The sequence below is a fragment of the Frankia torreyi genome (assembly GCF_000948395.1).
Taxonomy (GTDB): domain Bacteria; phylum Actinomycetota; class Actinomycetes; order Frankiales; family Frankiaceae; genus Frankia; species Frankia torreyi.
In genome coordinates this window covers 166358-183140 of record NZ_JYFN01000006.1, presented here as the reverse complement: position 1 = coordinate 183140, position 16783 = coordinate 166358, and the positions used below count along the sequence as shown (strand labels likewise).

The following is a 16783-nucleotide window of genomic DNA, read 5'->3' as shown; positions in this document are numbered from 1 at the left end:
CAGCGCGAGAAGGAAGGGCCGGACGAGACGCCCGGCCCGGCCGGGCCCGTCACCCGTCCAAGCCTCCGAGGATCGGTCCCGCATAGCTTGGAATCGTAACCGGTGGAACCGGTCGCGCACCCCGGATCCGGCGGGCTGTCGGTTGTCCGACCACCATCCGGGGGAGAATTCGTCCGCCGCTCGCCGGACGAATCACGCCGGGGCCGGAATCAGATGTTCTTCTCGAAGACCAGGCGGAGACCGATGAGTGTGAGATGCGGCTCGTGCCGGTCGAGCGTTTCGCTCTCCTTGACGACGAGCGAGGCGAGCCCGCCGGTGGCGATCGCGGTCGCGTGCGCGCCGAGTTCGGCGCGGATCCGTCGGACCAGCCCGTCCACCTGCCCGGCGACCCCGTAGATCATCCCGGACTGCAGCGCCTCGACGGTGCTCTTGCCGATCACCGACCGCGGCGGGGTGAGCTCGACCTTGCGCAACTGCGCCGCCCGGGACGCCAGCGCGTCCAGCGCGATCTCGATGCCGGGCGCGAGCACCCCGCCGATGAACTCGCCCCGCGCCGAGACCACGTCCAGGTTCGTCGAGGTCCCGAAGTCGACGACGATCGCCGGCCCGCCGTACAGGTGATGCGCGGCGAGCGTGTTCATGATGCGGTCCGCCCCGGCCTCCTTGGGGTTGTCGATCAGGATCGGCACCCCCGTCCGGGTACCCGGTTCGACGATGACGACCGGAATGTCGCGGAAGGCGCGGACCACCATCCGGCGCAGCTCCCGCAGCGCCGCGGGGACCGTCGAGCAGATCGACACGCCCGTGATCCGATGCTCGCCGAGCAGCCCGCGGTAGAGCAGCACGAGCTCGTCGGCGGTGGCGTGCGGATCGGTGCGGACCCGCCAGGAGTCGGCGAGGTCGTCGCCGTCGAAGACGCCGACGACGGTGTTGGTGTTGCCGACGTCGATGGCGAGCAGCATCAGGACTCCTCCACGGTCGGGCCCGCCGGGCTCGGGCCCGCGCAGTCCGGTCCCGACTGCCGGCCGGGATCGAGATCGAGGCCGAGATCGAGAGCGGGCGCCGAGTGGGTCAGGGCGCCGACCGCAAGATAGTCCACCCCGGTGGCCGCGATGTCCGCGGCCACCCGCAGGCTCAGCCCGCCGCTGGCCTCCAGGCGTACCCCCGCGGGCCTCGCGACGGCCACCGAGGCCCGCAGGTCCCGCGGGGTCATGTTGTCGCAGAGGATGAGGTCCGCCCCCGCGGCGACCGCCTCGGCGACCTGGTCGACGGTGTCGCACTCGACCTCGACGGGCAGCCCCGGGAACCGGGCCCGCACCGCGGCGAAGGCCGCCGCCACCCCGCCGGCGGCGACCACGTGGTTGTCCTTGATCAGGGCGGCGTCGGTCAGCGACATCCGGTGATTGCTGCCCCCGCCGCAGCGCACGGCGTACTTCTCCAGGGCGCGCAGGCCGGGCAGTGTCTTGCGGGTGTCGCGGATCGCCGCGCCCGTCCCGGCGACGGCGTCGACCCAGGCCCGGGTCAGCGTGGCGATCCCGGACAGGTGGCACAGCAGGTTCAGCGCGGTGCGCTCGGCGGTGAGCAGGCCCCGGACCGGGCCGTTGACCCGGGCCACCGTCGTGCCGGGGGAGACGGCGTCGCCGTCGCGGGCGGTCAGGGTGACGGTCACGGACCGGCCGAGCAGGCTCTCGAACACGGCCGCGGCCACCGGCAGCCCGGCGACCGTCCCCGCCGCGCGGCTGACCAGGGCGCCGTGCCCGACCAGGGCAGCGTCGACGGTCGCCTCGGAGGTGGCGTCGACCGCGCCGGCGCCGCCCGGGCCGTCCGGCTCGCAGCTCGGCAGGTCCTCGGCGACGGCCCGGCCGATCACCGCGACGACGCCTTCGGGGTCAAGGCCGGCCGCGGCCAGCGCGCTGCGGGTGGCGGGGGACAGCCGACCGCTGTGCACCTCGGTCCAGCCGTGCACCTCGGTCCAGCCGTGCACCTCGGTCTGGCCGTGCCCGTCGGTCTGGCCGTGCACGTCGGTCCCGCTCACGGCGCCGGCCGCATGGGTTCGACGTTGATGATCAGTTCCCCCTCCGGGTCGAGCCGGGTCAGGATCCGGCCGAGCCAGTGCGCGTCGTCGCGGTCACCGAAGTCCTCCCGCCAGTGCGAGCCCCGCGTCTCCGTGCGGGTCGCGGCGGCGGCGACCAGCGCGGTTGCGACGGTACGCAGATTGGTCATCTCCCAGGCCGGCGGGCCGGCGGTCACGGTTGCGCCGCTGACCCGAAGGTCCCCGAGGCCGGCGAGGACCTTCGCCGTCGCCCGCAGGCTGTCGGCGCTGCGCAGCACCCCGGCGCCGTCGGTCATCGCCCGGGTCAGCTCGGCGCGTTCGGCCGGATCGGTCAGTCCGCTGCCCCGGCCGACGACCGGGGCGGCCGGCACCGCGTCCCGGCACCGGCCCGCGTGCTCGGCGCCCGCGATGTCCTGGGCGATGCGGGCGGCGAAGACCAGGCCCTCCAGCAGGCTGTTCGACGCCAGCCGGTTGGCGCCGTGCACCCCGGTGCAGGCCACCTCCCCGCAGGCGTACAGGCCGGGGACGGTGGTGCGGCCCCACAGGTCGGTGCGCACCCCGCCGGAGGCGTAGTGGGCGGCCGGCGCGACCGGGATCGGCATGGTCACCGGGTCGACGCCGACGGAGCGGCAGCGAGCGGTGATCGAGGGGAAGCGTCGCTCGATCGTCTGCGCCCCGAGCCCCCGGGCGTCGAGGTAGAGGTGCTCGACCCCCTGCGCGGCCATCACCCGCGACATCTGCTTGGCGACGACGTCGCGGGGGGCGAGGTCGGCGAGCGGGTGGGCACCGGCCATCACCCGCGCTCCGGCGGCGTCGACGAGGACGGCGCCCTCGCCGCGCATCGCCTCGCTGACCAGCGGCTGCTGGCCGCCGGGTTGGGCGCCCACCTGGGCCGATTCCGCCGGCGGCAGCCACAGCGCGGTCGGGTGGAACTGGACGAACTCCAGGTCGGCGACGACGGCGCCGGCCCGCAGCGCCAGTGCCACGCCATCGCCGGTGGAGACGCCCGGATTGGTGGTCGAGGCGAAGATCTGCCCCATCCCGCCGGTCGCGAGCACGACCGCGGGCGCGGTGACCGCCCCGACGCCGTCCTGACTGCCCTCGCCGAGCACGTGCAGGGTCGCGCCGGCCGCCCGGCCGTCGGCATCCCGCAGCAGGTCCAGGACGAGCGCGTTCTCGATCACTTCGACCGCCGGATCGGCCCGCACCGCGGCGATCAGGGCCCGCTCGACCTCCAGCCCGGTGGCGTCGCCGCCGGCGTGGACGATCCGGTTGCGCAGGTGTCCGCCCTCGCGGGTGAGGGCGAACGAGCCGTCGTCGGCCCGGTCGAAGCGCGCGCCGAGCTCGGCGAGTTCCCGCACCCGGGCCGGTCCCTCGTCGACCAGCACCCGCGCGGCGTCCGGGTCGCACAGGCCGACGCCGGCGACGAGGGTGTCGGCGAGATGGTCGGCGGGGGAGTCCTCGGCGGCGAGCGCCGCGGCGATCCCGCCCTGCGCCCAGCGGGTGGAGCCGGCGTCGAGATGCGCCTTCGTGACCAGCAGGACCCGGGCCGCGGGCAGCTCCCGGCGCAGGTGCAGGACCGCGGTGAGGCCGGCGATCCCCGATCCGATGACGACGATGTCCGCGGCGCGGCTCCATCCTGGACGCGGCGCGCCGAGCCGGCACGGTAGCACGATCACCGGGGCGCCACGACCGTCCGGCTCGCCGCGACCGCGACGGGGGCCTGGTGGACCGGGGTGCCCCGGCGGGCGGCGGCCGTCACCGGGTTGGCCGGCACGGCGACGTCGCCGCGCAGGCTCGAGGGATCGTCGGGAAGCGCCTCGGCCGGGTCGTGCCCACGGCCGATGATCCGGTTCTCGGCGTCGACGAACAGCACCCTCGGGACGTGCCGGCGCGCCTCGGCGTCATCCATCATCCCGTAGGCGATGATGATGACGAGGTCCCCGGGCTGGACCAGCCGGGCCGCCGCGCCGTTGATGCCGATCACGCCGCTGCCGGCCGGGCCCGCGATCGCGTACGTCTCCAGGCGGGCCCCGTTGTTGATGTCGACGATCGTCACCTGCTCGCCGGGGAGCAGGTCGGCGGCCTCGAGCAGGTCGGCGTCGATCGTCACCGAGCCTACGTAGTGCAGGTCGGCCTGGGTGACCGTGGCCCGGTGGATCTTGGCGGTGAGCATGGTGCGCAGCACGGTCAGGCTCCCTGGGTGTCGGTGGGGAGGATGAGCGAGATGTTGTCGATGAGGCGGGTCGTGCCCACGCGGGCGGCGACGAGCAGCAGCGCGGGGCCGCCGCGCACCGGCCCCAGGTCCTCGGGGCTGGCCAGTTCGAGGTAGTCGACGTCCACGCCGTCCGCCGCGTCGAGCACGGCGCGCGCGGCCGCGAGCACCGCCGGCGCCCCGTCGCCGGCGGCCGCCGCGCCGGCGGCGAGCGCCCGGGACAGCGCGAGCGCGTCGGTCCGCTGCTCGGCGGTGAGGTAGACGTTGCGGCTCGACCTCGCCAGGCCGTCGGGCTCGCGGGCCGTCTCCACCCCGATCACGGTCACGTCGAAGGCGAGGTCGGCGACCATCCGCCGGATGCAGACGAGCTGCTGGGCGTCCTTGCGCCCGAAGAACGCCAGGTCGGGCTGGACCAGGTGCAGCATGGTCCCGACGAGGGTGAGCATCCCGTCGAAGTGGCCGGGGCGGGACGCCCCCTCCAGCACCGCGCCGAGCGGGCCGGCGCTGAACCGGACCAGCGGCGGCGGATCGTGGATCACCGCGGGGGCGAACACCACGTCGACTCCCTCCCGGGCGCACACCGCGAGGTCCGCGGCGAGCGTGCGCGGATAGCGGTCGAGGTCCTCGCCCGCGCCGAACTGCAGCGGGTTGACGAAGATCGTGGCCACCACCTGGTCCGCCCGGGCGCGGGCCGCGCGCAGCAGGCTGGCGTGCCCCTCGTGCAGCGCCCCCATGGTCATGACGACGGCGCGGACCGGCCGGTCGTGCCGCGAGGCCGCGCGGGCGGGCCCCGCCTCGCCCGCGGCGGCGGCTCGCGGGTGCGCGCCGGCCGCCCGGTCCAGTGCGACGAGGGCGGCCCGTAGCTCGGCCCGGTCGCGAGCCAGCACGGGCCGACCGGGTCCGCCCGGCGCTGGCGCCGGGCTGGGGATGGCGGTGGGCCGCGCCGCCGTTGCGGGAAGCTCGGCGGCCGCCGCCGTGGGCCGGGCCGCCGCCGCGGGATCGGCGGTCGCTGCAGGCTCGGCGGCGACGGACTCGGAACCGGTGGGCCGGCCGGGGCGCGGGGCGCGGTCGGGCGCGGTGGAGGAGACGATGCTCATGGTTTCCGTTCCAGTCCTCGGGTGGGGTACCGGACGTCGAGCGCCACTGTAACTCGCCCGCAATGCTCGCCGCGACTCCCTGTGATCCGGGCATCGTCCCGATGATCCACGTGCCGTTTCCCCAGCCCCGCGCCCGTGCCCCGCGCCCCTGCGAGGGGTCGACAGCGGAGCGTCACCCCGGGGGCATCGCCCGGCGGTCCGAACGGGCAGGTACCCGGGTGCCGACCGCGCCGGCCGCGCCGACCGTGGCGGCGGTGCCGGCCGTGGCGGCGGTGCCGATCGGCTGGGTGGGCAGGTCGGGCCGGCGCGGGCCGTCGGACCCGGGCTGGCCGCCGCGCCACACGCGCTCCCCGAGCAGGGTGAGCACGGCCGGCATGAGGATCACCCGGATCAGGGTGGCGTCGATGAGGATCGCCGCGCCCAGGCCCACCCCGAGCTGCTTCATGCTGACCTGGGACAGCGTCGCGAAGATCGAGAACACCGCGACCATGATGACCGCCGCGCTGGTCACCACCCCCGCGCTGCGCCGCACCCCCACCGTCACCGCGTCGCGCATGGACAGCCCGGCCTCCCGGGCCTCCCGCACCCGGCTGAGCACGAAGACCTGGTAGTCCATCGACAGCCCGAACAGCACCACGAACAGCATCAGCGGCAGCCAGTTGGTGACGGCCCCGGTGGAGGTGTAGCCGAGCAGCCCGTCTGCCCAGTGGTGCTGGAAGACGGCGACGAGCAGGCCGTACGCGGCCCCCACCGACAGCAGGTTCAGCCCGACGGCCACGGCCGCGACCAGGGTGCTGCGGAACGCGGCCAGCAGCAGCCCGAAGGCGAGCACCATGACGAAGCCGATGACCAGCGGGATCCGACTGTTGAGGCGGGCGTTGAAGTCCGCGGAGCCGGCGGTGGTGCCGGTGACGTCGGCGTGCAGGCCCGGCGTGGCGCCGATGGTCGCCGGGATCACCACGGACCGCAGCGTGTGCAGCGCCTTGACCGACTCCCTGTCCGTACCGCTGCCCGCGATCGGGATCTTCACCCGGGCGACCCGATGGTCGGCGGTGATCGTGACGACCACCGGCTCGAACATCCGGCCGCTGGCGAGCGCCCGGGTGCGCAGCGCGTCGATGGCGGCCCGCGCCTGCGGGGTGGTGACGTCGTTGCCGTCGGCGCCGGAGACGACCACCGCCGCGGCCACCTCGCCGCCGGGGAACGCCGCGGAGAGCCGCTCGTAGGTCTTCATGATCGGCAGGTTCTTCGGGATGTCATCGATGCCGGGTTCGGCGGTGTGCATCCCGAGTGCCGGCAGGGCCAGCAGCACCAGCAGTCCGCCGGCCACCGCGGCGACCATCCCGGGCCGGCGCAGCAGTCGGCCCATGATCCCCGGCCTGGCGAGCTGTTCCTGGTAGGCGCGCCGCCGCGCGAGCAGCTCCTCCCGATGGTCGCCCGACCGGTGCCCGTCGTGCCTGGGGTCGTCGTTCCTGGGGTCGTGGGCGGCGGGGTCCAACGGCTCGACCGGCTCGGTGCCGGCCCGATCACGCCGCCTCACGAGGCGGCCGCGCCGGGCGGGCCGTCCCGCGCGGCGGTGCCACGGCAGGCGCAGCAGCTCCACCCGGTCGCCGAGCAGCGACAGCAGCGCGGGCAGCACGGTCAGCGAGCCGAGCACGGCCACCAGGACGACGATGATCGTGCCGACGGCGACCCCGGTGAACACCGACAGGCCGGTGATGAACAGGCCCGCCATGGACGCCGCGACGGTGAGGCCCGAGACGAGAACCGCGTGCCCGGAGGTCTCGGCGGCGATCTCCAGAGCGCGCTCGGGCCCGTGGCCGGCGGCCCGCTCCTCGCGTTCCCGGCGGATGTAGAACAGCGCGTAGTCGACGCCGACCGCAAGCCCGATGAGCAGCATGACCGAGGTCGCCGTGTCGTCGGTCGGGAACAGCCGGCTGGCGAAGGCGACCAGGCCCAGCGCCCCGACGAAGGCGGTCAGCGCCAGCGCCATCGGGATCACCGCGGCGACCACCGCGCCGAACACGGCCAGCAGGATGCCGAGAGTCAGCGGGATGGCGAGCAGCTCGGCGCGGTGGAAGTCCTTGCCGACGGTGGCATTGAGGGCCTTGTCGGCGCTGGCGTCCCCGAACTGTTCGATCGACAGGCCGGGATGCGCCGCCCGGACGGCGGCGACGGCGTTCAGCGTCGGCTCGACCGGCGCCGGATCGTCGTCGGTGCCCTTCAGATTGAAGGCCAGCAGCACCGAGCGCAGATCGTGGGAGACCAGGCCGGGGTCGGCGCTCACGCCGGGCAGGGGCAGCGGGCCGCGCACCGCCGTCGCCACCCCGCTCGCCCGGACCCGGGCGGCGGCGTCGGTCAGCGCCGACCGGATCTGCGGGTCGGCCAGCAGCGCCTGCGGGTTCGCCGCGGGGGTGGCGCGCTGGATCAGGACGTTCTCGTCGGCCGGGTTGACGTAGCCGTGCTCGTCGAGAATGTGCTGGGCCCGGGCATCCTCCCCGGTTCCGTAATCGGCGTCGGCCAGGGTGTGGGTGCCGATCGTGCTGCCGAGGACGATCGCCAGGGCGACGCCGAGCAGCCAGCCGCCGACGGCCAGCCACCGGTGCCGGACGCTCCACCGCGCCGCCCGGGCGGCGAGATGCGTCGGCCGGTCGGCCTGCTCCGGCCGCCGGACGTGCCGGCCGGATGCGGGCGCGACGGCTGTCTGACCTGGGGGACTGGCTGGCGAAGGAGGTGGCGTGCGCATGGAACGACGATCTCGTTCCCGGCGTTCATGGTCACTGCGGTGAGCTACCGGGTTCTCGCTGTGGCCACCCGCCGTTGCGGGGTGGGGCTGCCCCCACCCCGGCCTCCCCGGCCTGCCGCCCGCGGTGCGGCGGGCTCAGGAGGNGGAGAGGNAGTCCTTGAACGAGATGCCGGTCAGCCGCTCGTACGCCTCGACGTAGCGGGCCCGCGTCGCCTCGACGACGTCGTCCGGCAGCTCCGGTCCCGGCTCGGTCTTGTCCCAGCCGGTGCTCGTCAGGTAGTCCCGGATGTACTGCTTGTCGAACGACGGCTGGGAGACGCCCGGCGACCAGGTATCCTCCGGCCAGAACCGGGACGAGTCGGGGGTGAGCACCTCGTCGGCGAGCCGCAGCGTGCCCTCGGCGTCGTGGCCGAACTCGAACTTCGTGTCCGCGAGCAGGATGCCCCGCTCGGCCGCGAGGTCGCTGGCCCGCCCGAAGATCTGCAGGGTGAGCCGCTCCAGCTCGGCGGCGAGCTCGTCACCGACCCGCCCGGCCGCGTCCGCGCGGCTGATGTTCTCGTCGTGCTGGCCGATCGGCGCCTTCGTCGACGGGGTGTAGATCGTCGTCGGCAGCTTGCTGCCGTCGACCAGCCCGGCCGGCAGCGGGTGCCCGCTGACCGCGCCGGTGCGCTGGTAGTCCTTCAGCCCGCTGCCGGTCAGGTAGCCGCGGGCCACGCACTCGATGAGCACCATGTCCAGCCGGCGGCACAGCATCGACCGGCCGCGCAACTGCTCGGTGTACGGCGCGAGCTCGGCCGGGTACTCGTCCACGTTCGAGCTGATGACGTGCGACGGGACGAGGTCGGAGAGCTGGTCGAACCACCACAGCGACAGCCCGGTCAGCACGGCGCCCTTGTCGGGAATCTCGGTCGGCAGGACCACGTCGAACGCCGAGATGCGGTCGCTGGCGACCAGGAGCACGGCGTCGTCCCCGACCGCGAACAGCTCCCGAACCTTGCCCGAACCCAGGTGGGTGAGTCCGGCGAACTCCTCATGTGTCAGCGGCATGCCCCGACCGTACCGACCCCGGACACCACCCGTGGCCTGGTGCGTCCCGCGCCATGCCCGCGCAGCGATTTGTCTGTTGGCGGCGTACCGCGCAGGTCGGACGCCGCCGTCACCGACCTGCGGTGCCGGCGGCGAGCGCCGAGCATGGACGGAGCCGACCGGTTCCGCCTGCAGGCGAGGGGGCGGCGGGCGACGCGAGGGCGGCGAGCGACGGGGCGGCGGGCGAGGCGGAGGGCGGATGGCGAGGGGAGCGGGCGGGGGGCGTCCGGAGAGCGGGATCTACGGCACGGTGCTCACCGCGGGCCTGCTTGCCGCCCAGGACCCGCGGCACGACCCGATGGCCGGCATCGTGCTCGACGTCCTGGTCACCGTGACCGTGTTCTGGCTGGCCCACGGCTACGCCCATGCCGTCGGCCACCCGCTGGCCCGGGGCGAGCCGAGCGGGGCCCTTGATCGCCCCGGCGACGCGGACCCCGGCCCCGACCCGCCCGGGTCGGCCGCCGGTGTGAGCCGCCGTCCCGCCCCGGACCGCGCTCCGGCCGATCCATCCTCAGGCCCCCGGGTCCGTGGCCCGCGGCTGGCGTGGACGGCGCTGGTGGCGAACTGGCCGCTGGCACGGGCCTCGATCCTCCCGCTGGGCGTGCTGGTGCTGGCGCGGCTCGCCGGCGCCTCCGTCGACGACGCGCAGGAGGCGGCGCTGTGGACGTGCGTCGCCCTGCTGGCCCTCTGGGGGCTGCGTGCCGGGCGGGCCGCGGGCCTCGGCGGCTGGCGGCTGGTTCGCTACGCGACCGGCAGCTCCCTGCTCGGCCTGGTCCTCGTCGCCCTGGAAGTCCTCATCCACTGAGGCGGTCGTCCTGGCCGGCGACGCGGCTGATCGTTCGGTCGGTCACTGTGCGAACCGGAGCAGTGGGCCGCCGGGCCCGCCGCCGTGCACTTCTCGCGCGCACTGCCTCGGCACTGAAACTAGGACTCCTAGCTGCAGCGATGTCGTGATCATGTCATTGCGGTGACTTTTGCTCCTCGTCTGTCGAGCTCCCGGATGTTTCGATGCGCGGGTCCGGCGCCGTCCCTCTTCCGCTCCACCCGGCGACCAGCGCCACCTGGCGTCGGCGCAGTCGATTCCTCCCTGACCCGAGGAGCCACCTTGAAGATCCTTACCGCGACGGCGACCGCCCAGGGCCGCCGACACAACGACTTCAACTACTGCATCGAGGGGGAGCTCGTGTGGATCGGGCTCGTCTGCGCGACCGATCGCCGGAATCCCGACGGCGGATGTGGCTGTGGGCGCGCGTTCGCAGGGATGTCCTCCCACCGGGCGACGACGACCGCGATGATTCGTGACGTCGCAACGGACCGCCGCCGGTACGTCAGTGCGCTGCGCGCGAGTCTCGAGGCGCAGCGATGGCCTGCCGCCGGCGCCGACGACCTGGCCGACGGTTTGATGCAGCTCGTCGGTGACTGGCCGGTGGGTACCGTCGTCGAACGCCGGCTTGACGAGGTACGTGTCCGTGACTGGCCGCGGCATGCCTGATCGGTGGATTGGCGTGATCATGCGACGACGGAAGGCGAAGGTATCCGGGGCCGGCCGGCTGGTGGCGCCAGCCGGCCCCGGCAGCCGCGGGTCAGGTGAGGGCGGCGAGGGCGGCGAAGACGGGGCCGAGGCGCTCGGTGTAGCGCTCGGGGCGGCTGACCTCGTCGAGGCGGGCCTCGTCGAGGGGCAGGCCGCGGTCGCCAGCGTGCTTGCGCAGGGTCTCGCGGAACGGCACGCCGGTCTGCCAGGTCTCCATCGCCGCCGCCTGGGTGACGGCGTAGGCGTCCTCGCGGGACAGGCCCGTCTCGACCAGTTCCAGCAGCACCGCCGAGGTGTAGACCAGCCCGCCGGTGGCGTCGAGGTTCGCCCGCATCCGCGCGGTGTCGACGACCAGGCCGGTGACCAGCCGCGTCGTCAGGTGCAGCAGGTAGTCGACGCCGGCCGCGGCGTCCGGCAGGGCGATCCGCTCGGTCGACGAGTGCGAGATGTCGCGCTCGTGCCAGAGCGGCACCCCCTCCAGGACGGGGACGTACTGGGCGCGCACGATCCGGGCGAGGCCGGCGATCCGCTCCGACATGATCGGGTTCTTCTTGTGCGGCATCGCCGAGGAGCCCTTCTGCCCGGAGCCGAACGGCTCGGACAGCTCGCGGACCTCCGTGCGCTGGCCGTGGCGCACCTCCAGCGCCACCGCCTCGCACAGCGTCGCGAGCCCGGCGAGCGCCGCCACCCAGTTCGCGACGCCGTCACGCAGCACGACCTGGGTGGCCACCGGCGTCGGGCGCAGGCCGAGCTTCTCGGCGACGTACGCCTCGACGTCGGGGGTGATGTTCGAGTACGTCCCGACCGCCCCGGAGATCTTCGCGACGGCCACGTCGGCGCGGGCCGCCCGCAGCCGGTCGCGGCAGCGGGCGAGACCGAAGGCGAGGTCGGCGACCCGGTGGCCGAACACGGTCGGCTCGCCGTGGATGCCGTGGGTGCGCCCGACCCGCAGGGTGTCCCGGTGGGCCAGGCCCAGGTCGCGCAGCGCCGCGACGAGGGTGTCCGCGCGGGCCAGCAGCAGGTCGGTCGACTCGACGAGTTGCAGGGCCAGCGCCGTGTCCAGCAGGTCGGACGACGTCATGCCGAAGTGGACGTAGGCGGCGGCCGAGCGCGGCTCGGTGCGGTCCGCCCAGGCCGACAGGAAGGCGATCACGTCGTGCTGGGTGACGGCCTCGATCTCCGCGACCGCCTCGGGCGTGGGGGCGGGGGCCGCCCGGACCGGTGCGACGGAGTCGGCGGGGATCCGGCCGGCGGCGGCGTGCGCCTCCATGACCAGCACCTCGACCTGGCACCACAGCTCGTACTTGTGCGCCTCGGACCACACCCGGCCCATGTCGGGCAGGGTGTACCGGCCGATCACGGCCGGGCGCCGGCGCCGGCGTCGGCTGCCGCGCTCAGGGCGTCCGCCGCGGCCTGCTCGAAGTCGTCCTTGAACGCGGCGAGCTTGAGGCTCAGATCCGGGTCGGACAGCGCCAGGATCTGGATGGCGAGGATCGCCGCGTTCGTCGAGTTGTTCAGCCCGACGGTGGCGACCGGCACACCGGGGGGCATCTGGGCGATGGCGAGCATCGAGTCCATCCCGTCGAGCGCCCCGCCGGAGATCGGCACCCCGATCACCGGCAGCGTCGTCAGCGCGGCGACGGCGCCGGGCAGCGCCGCAGCCAGGCCCGCCCCGGCGATGACCACCGAGATGTCCCGGGCGCGCAACTGGCCGACGTACTCGGCGAGGGTGCGCGGGGCCCGGTGCGCCGACAGCGACACCTGCTCGTACGGCACGCCGAAGCGTTCCAGGGTGGCGCCGGCCTTGCTCATCGTCTGGGTGTCCGACGGCGACCCGAAGACGACGGCCACCCGGGGACGGTCCGGCCCGGTGCTGCTCTGCGACACGGTCTACTCCTTCTTCTTCGGCCGCGTCGGGTCCTCGCCCGGCGCGGTGTCCGCGCGGTGTACGTCAGCCGCATGACGCATCCGGGACGGGTCCCCGATATCGGTGCGGTAGTGGGCGCCGGCCAGCGAGATCCGGCTGACGGCCTCGTAGGCAGATCCTCGCGCGGACTCCAGGTTGGAGCCGATCGCCGTGACGGACAGCACGCGCCCGCCGGACGAGACGACCTGCCCGTCGGCGTCCCGGCGGGTCCCGGCGTGCAGGACGTCGACCCCCGTCAGCGCCCCGGCGGCGGCGAGCCCCCGGATCGGATCACCCAGGCGCGGCGCCGCCGGGTAGCCGGGCGCGGCCACGACGACGCTGATGGCGGCGCCGGAGCGCCACACCGGCGCGCGGCGTCCGGACAGCACGTCGGTCAGCGGCGTGGTGAGCAGGGCGAGGATGGCCTGGACCTCGGGATCGCCGAAGCGGACGTTGAACTCCACCACCCGGGGGCCGCGGGTGGTCAGCGCGAGCCCCGCGTAGAGCAGGCCGGTGAACGGGGTGCCGCGCCGCGCCATCTCGTCCACGGTCGGGCGGATCACCGTCGCGACGATCTCCGCGCTCAGCCCGTGCGATGCCCAGGGCAGCGGGGTGTACGCGCCCATTCCGCCGGTGTTCGGCCCGGTGTCGCCGTCGCCGACCCGTTTGTGATCCTGGGCGGGCAACAGCGGCAGGACCGCGCCGGACTCGGTCACGATCGCGAAGAGCGACACCTCCGGCCCGTCGAGGTACTCCTCCAGGACGACCCGGTCATCCGGGCCGCGCAGGCTCGCGCGCACGGCGGCGACGGCGGCCTCGCGGTCCTCGGTCACGGTGACGCCCTTGCCGGCGGCCAGCCCGTCGTACTTCACCACGTACGGCGGGCCGAACTCGTCGAGGTCGGCGAGGGCCGGCTCGACCTCGGTGTGGTCGCGGGCGGCGGCCGTGGGCACGCCGGCGGCGCGCATGACCCCCTTGGCGAAGGCCTTGCTGCCCTCCAGCCGGGCGGCGGCGGCGCTCGGGCCGAACACCGGCAGGCCGCGGGCGCGCACCTCGTCGGCGGCCCCGGCGACCAGCGGCACCTCGGGGCCGATCACGGTGAGATCCGCGCCGACCTTGTCGGCGAGGTCGGCGACCGCGTCCGGGTCGGCGACGTCGAGCGGGCGGGGCTCGGCGAGTTCGGCCGTGCCGGCGTTGCCTGGCGCACACACCAGCGCGTCGACCCGCGGGTCGCGAGCGAGCGCCCGGCACAGCGCGTGCTCGCGCCCGCCGGAGCCGACGACCAGGACCTTCATCTGTTCACCTCGGGGCGGGGACGGCGGCCGGCCGCGCGTCGGCGGGCACCGGGGGCCTGGCGGACGGCCGGGGCGGGGACGGTGCGGTCGGACGGCACGGTGCGATCGGATGGCGCGGTGCGGCCACAGCCGGCGGGGCCGCAGCCGCGCCGCAGCGGAACGCAGCGCAGACGGCGGCCGGGGGCGGCCGTCAAAGCTGGTCCCCGACGCGCGGCGCCGGGGAGAGGAGCCGGCGCGGTTGCACCAGGTGGCGCGGAACCCCCGCGACCGCCGGAACGGGCCGGGGGCCGTGGCGGTCGGATCGGGTCACTGCCCCAGCCTAGCGTGCAACTGATCATCAGGCGTTCCGCGCCCACCCGTCGACGGTCGCCTATCAGGACAAACCGGGCGCGCGACGCTCGGTCGTGTCGTGGCCTGATCGCGGATTCCGGGCCCTCGGCCGGCGGCGGCCGGGGCCGCACGGCGGTGCGATCGGCACGTTTCCAGGGCTCAGACCGTGCAGAACGCACCGCAACCGGCTCCGCCCGGGCGGTTAGAGGCCGACGCCCGCGCGCCAGAGCAGGTGGGCCATCCCGTGCACCAGATGCAGGGCGCAGCGGCGGGCGTCCACCTCGGCCATGCCGGCGACGATGACGGCCGCGTCGACCGGCCAGACCCGGACCTCTCGGCCGAGCACGGTCAGCGGCGACGGATCGTCGCGTCCCTCGAAGGCACGCCCGCCTGGCTCGACGAACAGGTGCAGCGACCGCCCGGCCGCCGGGAAGGACTCGCACCGCCAGTACAGCAGCGGCCAGGCCTTCAGCCGCTCACGGCGGTGCACCCGGTGTGCCGGCTGCCCGCCGGCGGCCGGATCGTCGCCGGCATCCGGCGCGACCCGCGCTGGGATGCTCCCCTGCGGGTCGACGACCGCGCGCGGCCGGGACCCGTGCCGGCCCGCGGACCGGCGCGCCACGGTGCCGCGGGCCCGCACGGTGACCGGCGGCACCAGGTTCTCCGCGGCGCAGAAGTCCAGGAAGTCGCGGATCTGGGCGTCGACGTGGTTCGCGACCGCGGCGGCGCGTTCGAGCCGCTGGGCCTCGGCCCGCTTCGAGCTGCGGATGGCGTGGCTGCCCCGAAGCAGCACGTCGGTGAGCGTCTCCGGCAGCGCCTCGCCGGTGGGGGAGAACCCGACCGGCCAGGCGTCGGAGTCGGTCGGGCGCAGGTACCGGTGCCGTGCCGCCGGCGCCCACAGCGCCGGCCGGGTGTCGGGGACCGGCCGGGCGTCGGCGGCGAAGGGCTCCGTGATCGGCCGGGCGTCGGCGGCGCGGGCGTCGGCGGCGTGGGCCTCCGTGGCGCGGGCGTCGGCCGGGACGGGGGTGGGCGGCGCCGGCATCTGGCCGGGCACGGAGTGATCGTCACTGGACGGGCGGGCCCCTGCACCGGACACCGTCCTCACCCCCACCCGCCATCGCTTACTGTGACCGTCCAAGCCTCGACGGTAACTCTGCGTTGTGCAAGTGGGGGGACGGCCGTCCGGGGCCGCGCCGGGCGCGGTCAGACCAGGTCGTTGATCACCAGGGTCTGGTCCCGGCCCGGGCCGACGCCGATCGCGGAGACGGGAGCACCGGAGAGCTCCTCCAGCGTCCGGATGTAGTCCTTCGCGGCCGCGGGCAGGTCGGCGTACTTCCGCACCTCGGAGAGGTCCTCATGCCAGCCCGGCAGCTCGGTGTAGATGGGACGGGCGTGGTGGAACTCGGTCTGCGTCATCGGCATCTCGTCGACCCGCTCGCCACCGATGTCGTAACCCACGCAGATCGGCACGCGGTCGAAGCCGGACAGCACGTCCAGCTTGGTGAGGAACAGGTCGGTCAGGCCGTTGACCCGCACCGCGTAGCGAGCGATCACCGCGTCGAACCAGCCGGTGCGCCGCGCGCGGCCGGTCGTCACACCGAACTCGCCGCCGATGCGCCGTAGCTCCTCGCCGACCTTGTCGTCCAGCTCGGTGGGGAAGGGGCCGGCGCCGACCCGGGTGGTGTACGCCTTGATGATCCCGACGACCCGATTGATGCGGGTCGGCCCGATGCCGGCGCCGGTCGCCGCGTACCCGGCGGTCGGGTTCGACGAGGTCACGAACGGATAGGTGCCGTGGTCGACGTCGAGCAGCGTGCCCTGGGAGCCCTCCAGCAGCACGACCTTGCCCTCGCGCAGCGCACGGTCCAGCACGAGGCTGGTGTCGGCGATGTGCGGGCCGAGGCGTTCGGCGTAGCCGGCGTACTCCTCGACGACCTCGTCCACTTCGATCCGGCGCCGGTTGTAGACCTTCGCCAGGACCTGGTTCTTCTCGCGCAGCGCGAGTTCGAGCTTCTTGCGGAAGATGCCCGGGTCGAGCAGGTCCTGGACCCGGATGCCGGTGCGGGCGACCTTGTCGCCGTAGGTCGGGCCGATGCCGCGGCCGGTGGTGCCGATCCGCGCCTTGCCCAGGTAGCGCTCGGTCACCCGATCCAGGGCCCGGTGATGAGGCATGATCAGATGAGCGTTCGCGCTGATCAGCAGGCGCGAGACGTCGATGCCCCGGGCGGCGAGCCCGTCCATCTCGGTGAGCAGGACGCCAGGGTCGATCACAACCCCGTTGCCGATCACCGGCACGCAGTCGGCCCGCAGGATGCCACTGGGGATCAGGTGGAGGGCGTAGTGCTCCTCCCCGATGACCACCGTGTGGCCGGCGTTGTTGCCGCCCTGATAACGGACGACGTAGTCGACGGCGCCGCCCAGAAGGTCGGTCGCCTTTCCTTTTCCCTCGTCGCCCCATTGGGCGCCGATGAGGACGAGAGCGGGCACCGGGCGAGGTTACTAGGGATGGCACTCGCGCGTGGCC

The 16783-nt window shown here is 74.6% G+C and carries 14 protein-coding genes; 2 read left to right on the top strand and 12 right to left on the bottom strand.

Annotated features, from left to right (window positions below; genetic code table 11):
- Window positions 1-209: 209 nt before the first annotated feature.
- From FF36_RS06110 to FF36_RS06080, 7 genes are all read right to left on the bottom strand, one after another.
- Window positions 210-962 (bottom strand): type III pantothenate kinase, encoded by a 753-nt coding sequence (locus tag FF36_RS06110; protein ID WP_009741643.1) that lies wholly within the window; start codon window positions 960-962, stop codon window positions 210-212.
- Window positions 962-2035, bottom strand: a complete 1074-nt coding sequence (nadC, locus tag FF36_RS06105) for a carboxylating nicotinate-nucleotide diphosphorylase (protein ID WP_422615073.1) — start codon at window positions 2033-2035, stop codon at window positions 962-964. The genes FF36_RS06110 and nadC overlap by 1 nt, the downstream gene beginning before the upstream one ends.
- Window positions 2032-3732 carry an L-aspartate oxidase gene (locus tag FF36_RS06100; RefSeq protein WP_044883978.1) on the bottom strand — a complete coding sequence of 567 codons (1701 nt, stop codon included), beginning with the start codon at window positions 3730-3732 and terminating at the stop codon, window positions 2032-2034. Before FF36_RS06100 ends, nadC begins: the two co-directional genes overlap by 4 nt.
- On the bottom strand, window positions 3729-4241 hold the full coding sequence (gene panD, locus FF36_RS06095) for an aspartate 1-decarboxylase (protein WP_044883977.1): 513 nt from the start codon (window positions 4239-4241) through the stop codon (window positions 3729-3731). The genes FF36_RS06100 and panD overlap by 4 nt, the downstream gene beginning before the upstream one ends.
- 2 nt (window positions 4242-4243) lie before the next feature.
- Window positions 4244-5365 carry a pantoate--beta-alanine ligase gene (panC, locus tag FF36_RS06090; RefSeq protein ID WP_236705759.1) on the bottom strand — a complete coding sequence of 374 codons (1122 nt, stop codon included), beginning with the start codon at window positions 5363-5365 and terminating at the stop codon, window positions 4244-4246.
- Between the two features lie 172 nt (window positions 5366-5537).
- Window positions 5538-8111, bottom strand: a complete 2574-nt coding sequence (locus FF36_RS32410; RefSeq protein WP_044883976.1) for an MMPL family transporter — start codon at window positions 8109-8111, stop codon at window positions 5538-5540.
- Between the two features lie 152 nt (window positions 8112-8263).
- On the bottom strand, window positions 8264-9158 hold an 895-nt coding region (locus tag FF36_RS06080), incomplete at its 3' end, for a phosphoribosylaminoimidazolesuccinocarboxamide synthase (RefSeq protein ID WP_242422335.1).
- A gap of 238 nt (window positions 9159-9396) precedes the next feature.
- Here FF36_RS06080 and FF36_RS06075 point away from each other — a divergent pair.
- Together FF36_RS06075 and FF36_RS06070 are read left to right on the top strand one after the other, a co-directional pair.
- A complete protein-coding gene (locus FF36_RS06075) occupies window positions 9397-10002 on the top strand; it encodes a hypothetical protein (RefSeq protein WP_052680974.1) in 606 nt (201 codons plus the stop codon).
- A 300-nt stretch (window positions 10003-10302) separates the two neighbouring features.
- Window positions 10303-10689, top strand: a complete 387-nt coding sequence (locus FF36_RS06070) for a DUF7715 family protein (RefSeq protein ID WP_044883974.1) — start codon at window positions 10303-10305, stop codon at window positions 10687-10689.
- Between the two features lie 91 nt (window positions 10690-10780).
- Here the strand turns inward: FF36_RS06070 and purB are convergent, their stop codons facing one another.
- From purB to FF36_RS06045, 5 genes are all read right to left on the bottom strand, one after another.
- On the bottom strand, window positions 10781-12088 hold the full coding sequence (gene purB / locus FF36_RS06065; protein ID WP_044883973.1) for an adenylosuccinate lyase: 1308 nt from the start codon (window positions 12086-12088) through the stop codon (window positions 10781-10783).
- On the bottom strand, window positions 12085-12615 hold the full coding sequence (gene purE / locus FF36_RS06060) for a 5-(carboxyamino)imidazole ribonucleotide mutase (protein ID WP_044883972.1): 531 nt from the start codon (window positions 12613-12615) through the stop codon (window positions 12085-12087). Before purE ends, purB begins: the two co-directional genes overlap by 4 nt.
- Window positions 12616-12618: 3 nt before the next feature.
- A complete protein-coding gene (gene purD / locus FF36_RS06055) occupies window positions 12619-13929 on the bottom strand; it encodes a phosphoribosylamine--glycine ligase (RefSeq protein ID WP_044883971.1) in 1311 nt (436 codons plus the stop codon).
- Window positions 13930-14461: 532 nt separating this feature from the next.
- Window positions 14462-15355, bottom strand: a complete 894-nt coding sequence (locus FF36_RS06050) for a hypothetical protein (protein ID WP_044884026.1) — start codon at window positions 15353-15355, stop codon at window positions 14462-14464.
- A 107-nt stretch (window positions 15356-15462) separates the two neighbouring features.
- Window positions 15463-16746, bottom strand: a complete 1284-nt coding sequence (locus FF36_RS06045; RefSeq protein ID WP_044883970.1) for an adenylosuccinate synthase — start codon at window positions 16744-16746, stop codon at window positions 15463-15465.
- Window positions 16747-16783 lie beyond the last annotated feature (37 nt).

Coding starts and splice junctions, on each gene's coding strand:
- FF36_RS06075 (WP_052680974.1), top strand. CDS start 9,397: ATGGCGAGGGGAGCGGGCGGGGGGCGTCCGGAGAGCGGGATCTACGGC.
- purD (WP_044883971.1), bottom strand. CDS start 13,929: ATGAAGGTCCTGGTCGTCGGCTCCGGCGGGCGCGAGCACGCGCTGTGC.
- panC (WP_236705759.1), bottom strand. CDS start 5,365: ATGAGCATCGTCTCCTCCACCGCGCCCGACCGCGCCCCGCGCCCCGGC.
- FF36_RS06110 (WP_009741643.1), bottom strand. CDS start 962: ATGCTGCTCGCCATCGACGTCGGCAACACCAACACCGTCGTCGGCGTC.
- FF36_RS32410 (WP_044883976.1), bottom strand. CDS start 8,111: ATGCGCACGCCACCTCCTTCGCCAGCCAGTCCCCCAGGTCAGACAGCC.